Genomic DNA, 16,657 nt, shown 5'->3' on the forward strand with positions numbered 1-16,657 from the left:
TATCTTTGACCCCAAAACTCATTCAGAATATCAGATATGCAGGATTTTTTGGAGAAAATAGGAGCACTTTGGCAGAAAATCACCACGCCTTTTCGAAAATTCGGGAAATGGCTCGGAGCTTTACTGTACCAGATGCTCGCCAAAATCGTGGGACTCGATCGTCTCAACGAATGGACCAACCAATACCAACAGCTTACAAAACGACTCTGGGATTACTACTACGCACGCGTTGATGTAAATTCACCCTACTACAAACCCGTCGTAACCGCCTGGAAAACATTTCTTTACGGATTTGGTGCTTTTGTTTTTTACATTTTTTGTGTCGAAACAAACTTCTTATGGCTCTGCGGAAGTATGCCGAGCGTCGAAGAACTACAAAACCCAAAAGTAGCGCAGGCTTCGGAGATTTATTCGGCAGATGGCAAACTTATCGGAAAATTATATACCGAAAATCGTACTCCCGTTGATTTCGATAGTTTGTCGCCCTACCTTGTTAAAGCCCTCATTGCGACAGAAGATGCTCGTTTTTATGAGCACTCGGGCATTGACTCCCGCGCACTTTTTGGGGTTGCCGTCGGAATTTTAAAAGGTGGCGAACGTGGAGGGGGTAGTACCATTACCCAACAGTTGGCCAAAAAGCTTTTTCGCACACGCCGTAAGTCGGCACGGGGGTTGCTTGGCAATATTCCTTTGATTAGAACGGTATTGTACAAAACCAAAGAGTGGTTGACGGCCATTCGGCTCGAACGGAATTTCTCCAAAGAGGAAATTTTGACGATGTATTTTAACACCGTTGACTACGGCAACAATACGTACGGAATCAAAACAGCCGCTCGTTTTTATTTCGATAAAGGGCCCTACAACCTGACTATTCAAGAAGCCGCCGTGTTGGTAGGGCTTCAAAAAGGAACAACCCTTTACAACCCCGTTAAAAACTATGACCGTTCGCTTATTCGTCGGAATACAGTGATGAATCAGATGGTGAAATACGGGTACTTAAAACAGACGACCGTCGATTCGCTATCTAAATCGCCGATTGACCTCAAACTGACTCCCGAGCGCTTTAACGACGAAAATAACGAATACGCGATTTATCAGTATTTCAACGGAAGTGTGGAAGATTTTATGGAAAAATGGGGGGAAGAAAACGATTACGACCCTTATAAAGATGGCCTTAAAATCTACACGACGATTGACTCACGGATGCAGAAATACGCCGTAGAGGCTACGTTTGAACGAATGAAAACACTCCAACAAACGTTTGAAAATCACTGGTTAAATCAAAATCCTTGGCGCGACGAAAAAGGGGTAGAAATTCCTAACTTTCTTACGGATGTAGCCAAGCGTACCGACCGTTACAAAGCCCTTTCCAAACGTTTTTCCAAATTAGACTCGACCGTCCGTCAGGATTCCATTTGGTATTATATGAATAAAAAAGATACCATGACCATTTATGATTGGAAAACGGGACGGGATAAAAAGGTCGTGATGAGCTCGATAGATTCGCTTAATTATTACAAACGCATTTTACGGGCGGGCATGATGGCCATGGATCCTTACACGGGTCAAGTAAAGGCTTGGGTAGGAGGTTTAAATTACAAATTTTTCAAGTACGATGCGGTTCAGCAAGGAAAACGCCAACCAGGATCCACCTTTAAACCGTTTGTTTACTGCGCTGCCATCGACAGTTCGGCTTTTAATCTTTCTCCTTGTGATAAAATGAAAGACGAACCTTTTGAGATTGAAGTTCGGGAGAAAGTCAAAGGCAAAGACACAACCCGCATCTGGCGACCAAAAAACTCTACGGGTGGTTTTACGTACCAAGAACTGACGCTTCGTAGGGCATTGGCTCGCTCCATTAACTCCGTTACGGCGCATTTGACCAATCGGATTGGGGCGCAGGCCGTTGTTAAATATGCCCAAAAACTAGGAATAACCACCGCACTAAAACCCGTAGCTTCTATCGGACTTGGTCCTTTTGACGTCTCACTTTTCGACATGGTAACTGCCTACAGCGTTTTCCCTAATCACGGCAAACACACAGACCCTATCGTGGTGGCTCGTATTTTAGATTCCAATGGCAGTGAAATTGCAAGTTTTGCCCCAAAAAGTAAGCAGGTTATCAGCGAAGAATCAGCATTTTTGATGGTTCACATGCTCAAAGGCGGTATTGAAGAACCAGGTGGAACTTCGCAAAATATGTGGACTTTCGGTAGTTTATTCAAAAAAGGATTTGAAATCGGTGGTAAAACAGGTACTACTTCCAACAACTCTGATGGCTGGTTTATGGGTGTCACCAAAGACCTTGTGGTAGGTGCATGGGTAGGCGGCGACGACCGAAGCATCCACTTCCGCAGTACGAACCTGGGCGAAGGGGCCAAAACAGCCCTTCCATTGGTGGGACGGTTCTTGGAAAAAGTCTATGATGACCCTAATATCGGCTACGTTCGTGGACCATTCCCTAAACCAACCATTGCCATCCTGAAAAGTTACCGTGATTGTGCGCCATCATCACCGATTGAAAACTTAGCTGACTCGACTAGCACAGTTAATGATACGTTGGATATGTTACCAACATTTGATGAAAGTGACCACGACCCTCAAGTCCCCGTGGATACGACAAATTCTCGTTGATAATCGGTCGCAAATAACCTCCAATAATGCAAAAACCCCGTTTAACTTTAAGGTTAAACGGGGTTTTATTATAGCAGAGCGACCAATGTTACTTACTCATTTTTAGCACTTTCAAGGTTGTTTGCTTAGAGCCCGCATTGATCCGTAGGAAATACATTCCGTTGACCATTTGACTCACATCAAACTCCTCTTGGTGCTGGTTAGATTCAGGAACAAACGAGCGTCCAAGCACTTTTCGACCAGAAATATCCATTAAATCTAGGTTTACCGAAACACCTTTTACATTTTTTACCTTCAAGTAAAGGGTCTGAGAAACAGGGTTGGGCGCGATTTCGGCGAGTTCATTTTGTTCTACTGTCGCCAAGCTTTCAGCTGCTTCTCTTGCAGCTCCTACGCCAATTCCATCTTTCGATTGGATTCTAAACCAGAATTCTTGATAGGCAAGCACATTTCCTTGCGCCTGACGAGTAGAAGGGTAAATACTTCCCCATCCTTTCATATCCCAGTAGCGAATACCAAGTTTATAAGAACCTTTGGGCAAGCCTACATCATAGATATTCCCGCCGCTACCATTGTCAAGATAGAACCCATAAGCAGGGTGGTTTTGTGCATAAAGTTCACGGAAACCATCACGGTTTGCATACATAAAATAGGGAGCGTTGTTTTCGTGGGTATTGTATGAACGCACCACGCCCGTTTCGGGAGCCGCCGACATATTATAGGTTATTGAACCGTCAGTGCCTAAATTACAGGTTTCTACTTCAATCGTCCAGTACCGAGGAGCAATTTTGTTTACATTTTCTACAAAGTAAACCGTTGGGTTGTTTTGGGTGCTTTTTTCAAGGCTTGGCCCCGCATCTGGTGTGATAAAATTGGCACTCCAATCTGATTTCGTAACCACAGCTCCCGACTTCACACCCGATTGTGAACCACCTACATTATAGACCGTTAGGCTAAATGCCCGCCAGTTTATTACTTTAGAAGCACTCATTGGTGTCTCACAACCGCCCGCCAAAACACATTTGGCACTGTATGACGCCGTTGACATAGAAGCAGAACTTACTTCTAAAGTCGCTCCGTTTACGTTTGTATTCCAAACCACTGTTGAGCCAGCAGGGCAATTGGTTGTCAAACGAGCCGTTTGGCCTGCACACAGGTTATCATCGCCAATAACCGACACTATTGGAGCTACGCCTGCTTGATAAACAGTGAAAGTAACCACATCACTGGCTTCGCTCATACACCCACCCACACTTTGGCATTTAACGTAGTACGAAGAGGTCGTTGTTGGCGTTTGACTTGGTAAGGTTACAGGTTGGTTCGTTGCTGCATTGTACCAAATTGTCACGGTATTTCCACAACTAGCATTGGATAAAAATGGCACAGATGCGCTTGAACTACAAATACTTAAAGGTAAAATTGTTGCAGTTGGCTTTGGAAGAGCTGGGTAAATTCGCAGTGACATAGCACCAGATTCTGGCCCTAAACACGCTTCAATACCTGTCCCTGCTTGGCAACGTACCCGATAATTGTGATTGTTCCCATCCACCATTTGGGTTGGAATTGTTGCCGAATATTCAGCACCATCGACAGAAATCAATAGCTGTTGACCGCTTGGACAAGCACTAGAAAACGTAATATCTGCGCCTACCAAATCACAAAAACTAGCCGATTGTCCAACCGTAACCATTTGTCCGTCGGCCGTTAAACTAACGTTTGTTGGTGTACTTCCCACTGGTAAAGCTGTAAAAGTAATTTTTGCGCGTTCAGCACTTTCACAACCCGTCAAGACGTCTTTACACGCTACGTAGTAATCTTTTGTCACCAAAGGTGTCTGATTTGGCACCAACACCGTACTGCCACCCGTTGGAGCATCGTACCACATCGCTGTTTTATCAGTACCACAGCTTACCGTTGAGTACATAGAGACAGGTTCTAACACAGGACAGCGGCTACTAGGTACCAGCCCTCCTGTTACTGTCAGCGTAGGCAATGCTTTTACTTGAACTGAAGCTGTCGTAGAAGTTGAACAACCGTTATTGCTCACCAAATAAGTAACTTGAACAAAACCCGCACTTACGCCTGTTAGTTGACCCGTAGTAGGATTAACGGTTGCTACTGCGTTATTATTTCCGCTCCAACTACCACCACCTAAACCATTGGAAGTAAGCGTTATGGTATTACCAGCACAAACTGACAATGGAGAAATCGTTCCTGCGTTTGGCAAGGCTTTGCCCGTAATGGTTTGATTAACTGTAAACGAACAGCTAGGATTAAGCGCATAAATTGCGGTAACCGTAATAGCTCCCGCTCCCGTAACCGTTAATAAATTTCCAGAGACCGTAGCTGGGCCAGTTGCAGAGAATGTTACTGCACCACTTGCCGAAGTAGTGAGGGTACGGGTTTCGCCTACGCACATTGCTGCATTGCTACTCGTCATCGCAAACACAAACGTTGTATTGGTGCCAGCGACATTGAAAGCATCGGAGTCTTGGTTGGTAATTGTTCCCGTATTATTAGAAATAGTACTCGCTGCCGTAAAACCATCTTCTTGTTTGGTAATAGCCCCTTCATTGTTAAACGTACCAGAAGTGTTAACAATAGCGGGTCTTGATTCTATTGTGGCACAGGTTTGATTGGTAAACGTTCCTTGGTTATCAATCCCTTTCGCCGTACTACTTGCAGCCCTCAGCGCCATCGTAATAAAGATTTGCGAATTGGGCGCATTGGTAAACGTCCCTGTATTTAAAATTCCCTTTTGTCCAGCCTTGCCAATCCGAATCAATTTATTGTTGATAAAAGTAGCCGCGTTGTTAATCCCATTGAAGGCTAAGCTATCGGTTTGGGCAATGAGAATTTCTCCATTATTGGTAAAAGTTCCAGTTGAGATACCTATCCCATCGGTAGTTATCATATCAAGGAGAATTTTTCCAGTAGCGGTGTTAGTAAACGTTGAGTTTGTTCCAAATTGGTCTATTCCCTTTGATCCCACAGTATCGATTTCTATAACGCCAGCATTGACGATGGTACCACCATTATTGTTAATGCCAGATTGATGACGCCCACCTTCCACTCGACCGTTATTGTAAAACGTTCCTGTATTGTTTAGCAATGGGCTACCAAAATTAGAAAAGACCAATGAAGCATCATTCTGAATCGTACCTGAATTAATGATTGGTGACCCAATATAGACAGCATTAATGCTGAATGTACTAGGCAAAATTAATTTACCAGAATTTTCAATTACATTGTTTATACTGTGAATTTTATGCTCCCCATCAATTGTCATGTAACCAGAATTTTTTATAAAAAAATTGGTATTAAACCATGCCCTAGCAAGAGCTGAACCCACGATAAGCGTATCGCTATTATCGAAAGCTCCACTGGCAGTAGTCCCAGAACTTCCAAAAGTTACTGGGACATTGATACTCATGTACTTCTCATTTTTGATAAATGAGGTAATCCCTTCCGCCGAAATAGAACCATTCAGGTACGTAAAGCGTCCCTTATTTAAGATAAGAGGGCCTCCCAAATTTCTAAACGACGTGCTACAGTTGTTTACAAAGTAGGCATTTGGCTCATTGAGAATGGAGGAACTCCCTGTTGATATTTTTAAGGTGCAACCTGTGGCGGTCATAAAGGTGTTTAGGTTCTTTATGGCCGAGCCACCGGTTGCTGAAATATCAAAGGTTGCCGAACCACCCAGCGAAATAGTTCCTTGGTTAACTATAGCAAATTCATTCCCCTGCACTGTCCATATTCCATTATTAGTAATACTCCCTGTAGTTTTGTTTACGACAGCGCTATCTGCGTTATAACTCGTCTCAAACAGATTGTTATTTTCAATGACTCCCTCATTTCTGAGATTGGTTGTTGTGGTACGAGTAATCCAAAAGCTACCAGTAGCCGTATTCAGCAATTTCGCACCATTTCGGTTATAAACCCCTCCCTTATTTCCTCCACTCTGCACCCTAAATGTGCCTTCATTGAGCAGGTATTTTTTATTGTCAAGCAAAATCCCATCTTGGTGATCTCCAATTTGAAACGTTGCTCCTACTCTATTAATCAGCGAATCTGCATTGATAAATTGCGGCCCAGTAACTCCCTCTCTTACACTCATTGTACCTGCATTATCAATTTTACCTTCATTAGAAACCCCACCGTTTTCTGCACTTTCGACGTTAAAAACGGCCGTTGAGGTTGTGTTCAACAACTTAGCCCCTGAATAATTATAGAAGCCCAACGACAACCCTCCAAAGACATTGAAAGTACCTGAGTTAGTAATCGTGCTCGAATTTTTAAGACGACTTCCTGTACCCTTGGCGACCGAAAAAGTAGCAGTGTTTACTAACGACGCTCCCGCTTGGTTAATAAATCCGTCACGAAAAGCAGAATCCAGCTCGGTTGTGCCATTGTTGGTAAATGTTCCTCCGTTGGTAACACCATCGACGTCACTCCCTGAAACCCGTAGTTTTCCGCCGCTGGCCACAGTGACACTCGCGCCCGCGGCAATCGTAAGAGAACGTGCGCCCGCGTTGGCTGTCACTACTGGATATCGTCCATTTCCAACCACTGGAATTTGAACATGGTTACCTATCAAAAAACCAAAATTTGGTGTACCCGTAGCCACGGCACTATTCACCAGCCAGTTGCCTGCCGTATGCCAATCGGTGCTAATAGCACCTGACCACACATAAACATCCAAAACTGGTGGATTCGTCATTTTTTTGACCGAAATGACTCCGAAAGTTTCGGGTACAATCGTACCGCCCGCAGTGGGAGCAATCAAAGCCCAAGGCTCATTATTAGAAACTTTCACTTCGTTTCCTTTGAGCGTATAGGTACCGTTTTGTTCCTTTAATGAAACCTTTCGGCGCGATTTGTTGGGAGCAGACCACGCTTGACCAGCTGCCCAACAGAGCAAGACAAGCAAATACAGAAGGCGTTGTTTAGAAATAGACATTTGACATGTGGGGATTTATTAATTTGGTAATAGAGTAAAATTCAATACGTTGTAAAGATTTCCTTTTCTGAGCGTATCGGGCTGGATTTTTCATCTTCAAGGTGTTCGGTTTTGTGCCAGTACAAGGGAGAAATTAAGTACTCGGCATACGCCTTCACCCCCGATGCTATATGAAGAATTAAGTACAAAAACCAATCCTTTAAAATACGCAGCGGCGAAACTTCAATGCCCATGCGTCGGTAGGTCAGGTAATTTATGGCACAGGTGAAAACTAGATTGAACGAAAACAACCCCCAAAGCGCCACGCTCATGATATAGACATTCCAAAGGGAAAGATTGCCCCACGTCATATAAATGGGAATATATAGATTAAAGAAAGGCACCAGGGCCGCCGAAATCATGGGCAACCAAAAACTTATCCATGCTTCTCCCCGCCAGCTATCACTCATAAACGTACGCCCCAAATGCACCAATTGCGTAATAAACAGCCCTTTGTTCCAACGCGTACGCTGGTTTATCCAGCCTTTGGGCGTATCTGGACAGGTTTCGGTCGTGACAGAATCGAGGATTTGGAGTTTAACTCCGTTCTCTGATAGTCGCACACTCAGGTCGGCATCTTCGGTCACGTTGAAAGGATCCCATGCGCCTGCCTCTTCAAGGGCTTTTTTGGAGACAAAAAACGAATTTCCCCCGAGTCCAAAGGGTAAACCTTGCGCCGATAATTCGCTCAAATGCCGTTCGTACCACTCGTAATATTCCCCCGCAAAGTTTCGGGTGAGCCAGTTTGTACCTGCGTTTGAAATACGAATTTTCGACTGAAAACATGTTTCTTTCTTAGCCTGTAAAAGAGCAGTTGCCGCCACTTTCAATTGACTAGGCTCTGGCCTACTTTCGGCATCATACACCGTGATATACGTACCCGTAGCCTCGCTTAGTGCGTACAGCAACGCCCGCCCTTTGGTAAAAGGAGGAAGCTCAGGTATGTGAATAATCCGAAAAGAAAATGGCAAATCAATTTGAGCCAGGCTGCGTTGGGTAACCACATCGGTATCTTCCACAACAATCAACACCTCTTTTTGGTCGCTAGGATAATCTAAATTTTCAATGGCTTGCAGGGTCGCATGAATTACTTCGTCTTCGTTTTTTAGGGGTACTAGAATCGAAAACTTCGGCCATTCATCCACTCGTAGCGAAGGTGTTGTGCTTTTTTTTGTTCGGCGATAAAAGTTGTTACTTACCCTAAAACTCAACAGCAAGATGTAGTTGAGAAAACCTAAGCCAAAGAAAAACAATCCCAGTGTTTGCGAGAAGAATACGCCCGTTATGATGACAACAACAACCAACGACAATAGAAGAATGCGCGTACGTTTGCCTATTTTTAGGAGAGCAGTTTTATCGCCAAGTAACGACAACTGAAATTGCGCACGTGAGTCCATCAAACGGCTAGAGTTAAAATAGAGTTTTTGTAACATGAGTAAGAGTCTGAAATTATGTATTTTACTGCTTCAAGTCAACAATTTATTACTTTATTTGCAACAAAATCAACTATTTATGCCTTATTATAAAATTTATTAAAAGATTCATTTTTTGCCATAAACTAGTCATCTATTAATGATACAACTTAAAAATACCCACCTCCAAGTTCAGATTCATCCCAAAGGAGCAGAACTTCAACAACTGTTTCATGTACCCTCGCAATCAGACTATCTCTGGAATGCACAAGCTGTTTGGGGCAAACATTCACCTGTTTTATTCCCCATTGTTGGAAGCTTAAAGGGCAATACCTATCGTTACCAGAAAATTGACTATCAGCTACCTAGACATGGATTTGCTAGGGATAAAGTCTTTTTAGTCGAAGAACAAACCGAAAATAAAGCCACCTTTTTACTTACCCAAGATGAAAGCACTTTGGCCAATTATCCGTTTGAATTTGAATTGAGGCTTATCTACGAAATTGTGCAAAATCAATTAAACGTTACGTATCAGGTTCATAATCCTGCCGCAAATCAATTGTGGTTTTCTGTGGGAGGCCACCCTGCTTTTCATGTACCTTTTGATAAGAGAAGAACGTACGACGACTATACGTTAGATTTTAATACAGAAGAAGAATTATGGCGTTGGCCTTTGTCCCCTGACGGACTTATTGAAACTCAACCTACGTTGGTTTCAACAACAAATAGTTTGGCTTTAACCAAGTCGCTTTTTTACGAAGATGCACTGGTATTTAAACACCTCAACTCTACTGCCGTTACGTTAAGCTCAGTAAAAGGTAGCAATTCACTTACGTTTGGCTTTCGTGGTTTTCCTTACGTGGGCATTTGGGCGGCCAAAGATGCCGACTTTGTGTGCATTGAGCCTTGGTGTGGAATTGCTGACAGTGTCGATTCTACGCAAGAATTGACGCAAAAAGAAGGAATTATTTGCCTAGAAAGTAACCAGACGTTTGAACGTACTTGGTCGGTTTCCATTGCTGAGAGAGACTAAAAAGCGCAAGCCTCCGAGTTGAAACAATTCGGAGGCTCGCCTTTTTTGTAATGCTATTTAGGTTCGTAAAACCCTTGCAGCCGCTCAATCATTTCTTTGGGAGCGCGCGTTGGGCGGTTGGTCGTTCGGCTTAAAAACAAAAGTGTCGTTTTTCCTGTGTTCAACAATGTACCTTCCTGGTTCCGTATTTCGTACTCAAAGACAATCCGTGCCATTGGTAACTCTGGAATCGTCACTTTGATGCTAAGTTCATCATCATAACGAGCGGGTTGGAGATAACGCGAATAGTTGTCATACACGGGCATCATTATGCCACTGTCCTCCATCTCGCGGTACGACATACCCAAACTACGCAAAGCTTCTACCCGACCAATTTCATAAAAACGGCCATAATTACCGTAATACACGTATCCCATTTGGTCGGTATCGGCGTAGCGAACACGGACGCCTTTGTACTCATAGACAAACATGGGCAGTGATTATTTGATGTTTAATTTATTAAGCGCTTCTTGGTATATTTTTGCGTTTTTGAGGTGATCTTCGTAGGTAACCGCGAAGTCGTGGTAGCCCAATAATTTACCATCTGGGTCGATTTTTACGCAGAAATACAAGTAATCATGCTGTTCAGCATTCAAAACGGCGTTGATGGCATCCGTGCTTGGGATGTTGATTGGCCCTGGAGGCAATCCCAAAACGCGGTACGTATTGTAAGGAGAATTGAGAGCCGAATATTTACTCGTTACCCGCTTAATGCTAAAATCACGCCACGCAAAAATCACCGTAGGGTCAGCCTGTAAAGGCATACTTTGTTTGATACGGTTGAGATACACACCCGCAATGCGCGGCATTTCGTCGGTTCGGTTGGTTTCGGCGTCCACAATCGAAGCCATTACCGATACCTCTGCTTTAGAATACCCCAACGCCTTGGCCTTAGCTATTCGTTCGGGCGTCCAAAACTTGTTATACTCATCGTGCATACGTCCCAAAAACTTATCCACTTTGGTTGTCCAAAATATCTCATACGTATTAGGCAAAAACATGCTTACGATGTTTGTGGTATCAAACCCGTACTTTTGGCATACCAGAGGATCATTCAACAATCGGCCTAACGTATCTGCGCCAAACGCAAATTTTGCCCCAATTCGCTTCACCAAATCCTCTTTAAGTCGAATATTATTGAAGGTCAACCGAACAGCATCTTGACTGCCATTGCGAAGTTTTTGGATGGCCTCTAAGTTTCCCATTTTACGGGTTAGAACATACCGTCCAGGTTTTACTTTTTCGGGTAAATCGAGCAATTTAGCCAAAAAACGAAACGACATCTGGTCATTTACTACGTCGTTTTTTTTGAGCGAGTCGAGCACCGTTTCGTAGGTAGCCCCCGCAGGAATCAACAGGGCAAAGTCTTTGTCTTTCCCTTGTTGAAAGTTGGGTGTTTTGGCCAATTGCCAAAAATAAAAGGAGAATGATGTGATGATTACCGTAACGGTAACAAACAAGCCAATTTGAAAATTACGAGACATGATAATGAGTCAATTTGAACAAATGAACGAGGCTGCCAATAGAATCTACGGTGCAAAAGTACACGTTCACTTTGGTTTTTCTACGAAAACAGTCGCAAGTTTACCGAACAAAACAAGAATTGAGTACCTTTGGAGTTTAACAAAGATTGTCTTATAACATCACAATGGACGCAAAAGAAGAGTTATTACGCATTATTGACCAATTTAATCTAATCTACGAAAGTGAAGGAGCATGGCATGGGCCATCGGTGGTAGAAGTATTGAGCGATGTATCGTGGGAAATGGCTGCCGAAAAAATCATGCCGAATACCCATTGTATCGCCGAGCTTCTTTATCACATGACCACCTGGCGCATTTTTGTCATCAAACGATTACAAGGTGACGGTGAGTATGAAGTAACAAAATCACGCGACTGGAAGACGTTCCCGATGTTTGATGAGTTTGAATGGGAAGCACTCCAAATGGAACTTAGTTTGAGCCAAGAAGAGCTTATTGCGGAGCTTGAAAAGCGGGAAGATGACGAATTTTTAGAAGAAATCGTACCAGGACGGGAGTACGATTATTATACCATGCTTCACGGAATTTTACAGCATGATTTGTACCACGCGGGTCAAATCTCCATTCTCAAAAAAGCACTTACTTACAAAGGTTTGGGCAAACAAAGCCGTAACGACGAAGACGACTATTACCGCTCAGGTGGTATTACAGACTTCAATGACATGTACTAAGTCGATATGCCTTAGCCAATTATGTATCCAACCCATCATTCACGACATTCTTTGTTGGCTTTGCTGTGTTGGCTGCTGTGTAGCAGCGTAGTTGCCCTTGCCCAATCTAAAACCGTCTCGGGTAGATTGGCAGTCAATGACACTCGGCTGTATTACGAAGCGGCAGGAAAAGGCGAAACAGTGGTCTTAATCCATGGATTTGCCCTCGACAACCGACAGTGGGATAGCCAATGGTCAAAATTAAATAAACGATACCGAGTTATTCGATACGACGTGCGTGGGTTTGGACAATCAGCCCGCGCACGCGACCCCCACGACCCCACCGACGACCTCAAGGCATTATTAGATTCATTGGGTATCACACAAACGCACCTTGTTGGGGCGGGAATGGGTGCTAACATTGCACTTCATTTTGCGGCTCGTTATCCTCAACGTGCCCTTAAAATCGTTGCTGCTAACACCGAGCTTGATGGTTTTGAGGAATATACCCCCGAATTATCGGCGTCGCTTCACAAAGCCGTTGGCATTATTTCTCAGCAAGGGTGGCACGACGAACAGCAAGAATTTTGGCTTCGTTCGCCTTTCACGCGTTTGTACGCGGCCGAAGACCGCGCGGTCATTCGACTGAGTGAAATGACCGCCGACTACCATGGTGACCACCTCATCAATCCCCGTATCAACCCGTACTTTGGCCCCCCTCATACCCTAGAACTACTTCCGCTCATTCAAGCCCAAACCCTTATTTTGACAGGAAGTAAAGAAGAGGAAACGTTTCATCGGATGGCGAAAGTGATGGCCGAGCGTATCCCGAATTCTTCTACCTTTGTCGTTAAAAACTCAGGGCATTTGTCCAACCTTGAGAAATCAACCATTTTTACTTCAACACTTCTTCACTTCTTAAAAAATGGAATTAGACAAACGCCGTAGATGGTCTAAAATCGCAGCCATTGGTATGGGCTTTGCCACCCTGGTCAGCATTTTTGCAGGCTTTTATGTAGAATGGAACTTCCCACGTATCTTGATGGTGATTTGCTTTGGCGCAAGTGCCGTTTTATATACGTACCAATACCGACAATTACAGAAAGAGGAAGAATAACATCCGCTCTTATGAAGTACACAAAACTTTATTTCGCCGCCCTTCTTAGCACAATGGGCACGTATTCGTTTGCTCAAGACCAATTTGGGGGACACATCACAGGCCAGCAGTGGCAAGTCATTTCTTCGCCATCGGCCAACATTATTTTTCCAAAAGGCATCGAACCGCAAGCTCAGCGAGTGGCTAACGTGGTGAATTTTATAGACCTTAACAACCGTCGTTCCATCGGCGATAAAAAAGGACGCATTAACATTGTTTTGCAGACCCAAACTGTTAACCCCAACGGATACGTAGCCCTAGCGCCCTTTCGGTCTGAGTTTTTTTGTACACCTCCCGCATCCAATCTCCTTTTGGGAAGCCAAAATTGGCTGGATGTGTTGTCTGTCCACGAATACCGTCACGTACTTCAAACCCTCAATTCGCGCCGAGGCATTACCAAGCTTGGTTCAATTGTGCAGGGACAAGGATTATGGGCTGTGATGAGTGCCCTGAGTATTCCTAACTGGTACAGCGAAGGTGATGCCGTTATTTCTGAAACCGCTCTTAGTAAAAACGGGCGTGGAAGAACCAGCTTTTTTACTCTTGAGCAACGTTCGTTGGCCAACGTCGGAGTAAATTATTCCTACCAAAAAAATCGGAATGGTTCTTATCGCAGTCTCGTGCCAGACCATTATCGACTTGGCTACTTGATGCTGACCCAAGCTCGTCAATTGAAAGGAAACGACATTACGGCCAAAATCCACGCCGAAGCTGCTCGCTACAAAGGAATTGTGTATCCATTTTCGAGAGCACTCAAACGTAACCTTGGCTATAATTCTACCAATTTGTACAAGCTTGCCTGGAAAGAAAATAAACAAGCGTGGCAAGAACGCCTCGATGCTACGGCGTTGATTCCAACGCAAGCCGTCACCCAAAAAAACAAGCGAACGGTGACTGACTACCGTTATCCACGGGCTTGGAAAAATGACATTCTCGTTGCTCGAAAAAGCAGTTACAAACAAACCGACCAGCTTGTCCAGCTCGAAAACGGCAAAGAAAAAGTACTGACAACCATCGGCTATAACAACGACGATTTCTTTAGCCTGAACGGAAACACTGTCGCCTGGGCCGAACTATCGCGCAACCCGCGTCGCGGTTATCAGGATTTTACCAACATCTATCTATTTGATTTACAAACCCAACAAAAAAGACAACTTACCCACAAAACCCGTTATTTTTCTCCTATCGCCTCGCCCGATGGCCGTAAAATTGCGGCGATCTATGTATCTCCGATGCTGAAAAACGAAATTCACGTGCTAGATGCCATTTCAGGAAAACTATTAGAAACCATCACTAGCCCTGACAATTATTTCTTTTCTCGGCTGGCATGGACCGAAAACGGGGACGCACTGGTTAGCATTGCCAAACACCAAAGCCAACTGGCACTTGCCAAAATTAACGTCAATGAAAAAGGAATTACACTTTTAACTCCTTGGACGTACCATACGATTGAATCGCCAGTCATTTCCAACGATAAAGTCTATTTCAATGCCTCCTTTTCAACCATCGATAATATTTATTGTACTGATTTAGCGGGGAGCAAAAAAATCTCAAAAGTCACCTCCGTTCCCGTAGCTGCTTTTGAGCCCGAAATAAGCAAAGACGGCAAAACGCTTTATTTTTCGGAGTTTACCAACATGGGCTATGTCATTTCAAAACAATCACTTGACGCCAGCAACCCTGCCGAATTTGTGGTGAAAGAACCTTTTGAATTACCCATTTTTAAAGCCTCTAATTTCCCCGAAGAAGGAGGTTCTATTTTTGAAAAACTACCGACTCAAGAATATGGCGTAAAATCTTACCGAGGGTTGTTCAAAGGCTTAAAGTTGCACAGTTGGAACATTATTCCATCACCAAGCAATCCGTCTTTAAGCGTCCAATTCGATAATTTCCTCAACGATGTTTCACTGAGTTTTGGGGGAAGTGCCAACTTTAACGAAGCGGGGAGTAATTCGTTTAATGCCTTGCTAAAAATTGCCCGTTTCTACCCTGATTTTACCTTCATGACGGAGTATGGACAACGTAGTACCGCCGTTTTGCGCAACAACCAAGTGGTTAATCAGCAGTTCAATGAGCTTGACCTTTCAGCCCAGGTAGCGATTCCTCTCCGCTGGCTCAAAGGCAATTTCTCTACGTCGCTGATGCCTTATGTCACACTCACCCAGCGAAATTTGACCAATTTTACCATTGATAACGTAGCTAGTAAGCCCGACAACTCGTTTTTGAGTAGTAATGTGGGGCTGACCTTTAGCACAGTTCGTCGTAGGGCCTACCAAAACGTTGGGCCACGACTTGGTTTTGCTCTCCAATTGGCCAGCATTTCTACCCTAAATGGGGACGACAATTCCAAAACCGTTGCTTCTAGTGCGGTGTATCTTCCAGGCATTGGTAAAAATCACGCCATTCAAGTCAGAGGAGCTTTCCAGAAAGAACTCTTGAGTAATTCTTACCAATTCTCCGATACCTTTGTCTATCCACGCGGCTACAACGCCCCTGCCAACGACCAAGTGACAAGCCTAGCGGTCAATTATGGCTTACCACTTTTTTACCCCGACGCGGGTTTGTTCGGAATTACGTATTTTAAGCGAGTAAGGGCCAATCTTTTTTACGATTACGCCATGACCGAACGACTTATAGCGAAAACCAAAACTACCTACCGTTCGGCAGGAGCTGAACTTATTTTTGACAATACTTTTTTAAATATCTTACCCCTCAGCATTGGGCTTCGGAATTCGTTTTTACTAGACAAAGACCCCATTAACCCAAGCCAATCTTTCCATTTTGGTATATTCGTTTCGACAGGTTTGTGATTTAGATTTGAAAAACAATCAAAAACAGATGTAGAAACAACACATTGTTCATAGTGGAATAGATAGATTCATATTATCTACAAACTCAATTGAATAATGGATAAGAAAATTACCATAGATTAACCATTTTCAAGCGATTCTGCCTGAAATACACTCAATCGCCACTATTCACACGTTAATTCAAGCAATATAAAATACAAGAAAACTAATTAAACATTGTATTTAGTAAATGCTTCCGTAAAATAAAATGTTACTTTCAAAGGATGCAAAGCGTCGTAAGAATAGCTATTTTTACGGCCAATAATCCATAAATATTCTTCTCAGAACCTGAACATATTTTGTTCATCAAAAAAACTATGAAGTTGTTTTATGGCTAGTCG

At 43.6% G+C, this 16,657-nt stretch carries 10 protein-coding genes; 6 read left to right on the top strand and 4 right to left on the bottom strand.

The window, feature by feature from the left end; all coding sequences use genetic code 11:
- Nucleotides 1-36 precede the first annotated feature (36 nt).
- Nucleotides 37-2,634 (top strand): transglycosylase domain-containing protein, encoded by a 2,598-nt coding sequence (locus AC23N5_RS10010; protein WP_487755460.1) that lies wholly within the window; start codon nucleotides 37-39, stop codon nucleotides 2,632-2,634.
- A gap of 88 nt (nucleotides 2,635-2,722) precedes the next feature.
- On the opposite strand, the gene AC23N5_RS10015 is transcribed toward AC23N5_RS10010, so the two are convergent.
- Together AC23N5_RS10015 and AC23N5_RS10020 are read right to left on the bottom strand one after the other, a co-directional pair.
- Nucleotides 2,723-7,597 carry a T9SS type A sorting domain-containing protein gene (locus tag AC23N5_RS10015; RefSeq protein WP_487755461.1) on the bottom strand — a complete coding sequence of 1,625 codons (4,875 nt, stop codon included), beginning with the start codon at nucleotides 7,595-7,597 and terminating at the stop codon, nucleotides 2,723-2,725.
- A gap of 41 nt (nucleotides 7,598-7,638) precedes the next feature.
- Nucleotides 7,639-9,069, bottom strand: a complete 1,431-nt coding sequence (locus tag AC23N5_RS10020) for a glycosyltransferase (RefSeq protein WP_487755462.1) — start codon at nucleotides 9,067-9,069, stop codon at nucleotides 7,639-7,641.
- Nucleotides 9,070-9,208: 139 nt separating this feature from the next.
- On the opposite strand from AC23N5_RS10020, the gene AC23N5_RS10025 reads away from it, so the two are divergent.
- The gene (locus AC23N5_RS10025) at nucleotides 9,209-10,081 is read left to right on the top strand and encodes an aldose 1-epimerase family protein (protein ID WP_487755463.1); all 873 of its coding nucleotides are present in this window, start codon (nucleotides 9,209-9,211) and stop codon (nucleotides 10,079-10,081) included.
- Nucleotides 10,082-10,134: 53 nt separating this feature from the next.
- Here the strand turns inward: AC23N5_RS10025 and AC23N5_RS10030 are convergent, their stop codons facing one another.
- Both AC23N5_RS10030 and mltG read right to left on the bottom strand, forming a co-directional pair.
- Entirely contained in the window at nucleotides 10,135-10,551 is a 417-nt protein-coding gene (locus AC23N5_RS10030) for an acyl-CoA thioesterase (RefSeq protein ID WP_183972550.1), read from the bottom strand.
- 9 nt (nucleotides 10,552-10,560) lie between these two features.
- Entirely contained in the window at nucleotides 10,561-11,604 is a 1,044-nt protein-coding gene (gene mltG / locus AC23N5_RS10035) for an endolytic transglycosylase MltG (protein ID WP_183972548.1), read from the bottom strand.
- A gap of 164 nt (nucleotides 11,605-11,768) precedes the next feature.
- Here mltG and AC23N5_RS10040 point away from each other — a divergent pair, with 164 nt between their 5' ends.
- From AC23N5_RS10040 to AC23N5_RS10055, 4 genes are read left to right on the top strand one after another with little or no spacing between them, the layout of a single operon-like run.
- The gene (locus AC23N5_RS10040; RefSeq protein WP_028523170.1) at nucleotides 11,769-12,332 is read left to right on the top strand and encodes a DinB family protein; all 564 of its coding nucleotides are present in this window, start codon (nucleotides 11,769-11,771) and stop codon (nucleotides 12,330-12,332) included.
- Nucleotides 12,333-12,353: 21 nt separating this feature from the next.
- The gene (locus AC23N5_RS10045) at nucleotides 12,354-13,259 is read left to right on the top strand and encodes an alpha/beta fold hydrolase (protein WP_487755464.1); all 906 of its coding nucleotides are present in this window, start codon (nucleotides 12,354-12,356) and stop codon (nucleotides 13,257-13,259) included.
- Nucleotides 13,237-13,428, top strand: coding sequence for a hypothetical protein (locus tag AC23N5_RS10050; RefSeq protein ID WP_183972544.1), 192 nt, complete (start codon nucleotides 13,237-13,239; stop codon nucleotides 13,426-13,428). Before AC23N5_RS10045 ends, AC23N5_RS10050 begins: the two co-directional genes overlap by 23 nt.
- An 11-nt stretch (nucleotides 13,429-13,439) precedes the next feature.
- Nucleotides 13,440-16,277 carry a TolB family protein gene (locus AC23N5_RS10055; RefSeq protein ID WP_487755465.1) on the top strand — a complete coding sequence of 946 codons (2,838 nt, stop codon included), beginning with the start codon at nucleotides 13,440-13,442 and terminating at the stop codon, nucleotides 16,275-16,277.
- The last annotated feature ends 380 nt before the right edge of the window (nucleotides 16,278-16,657 follow it).

This window comes from Runella sp. R5_40, assembly GCF_057652295.1.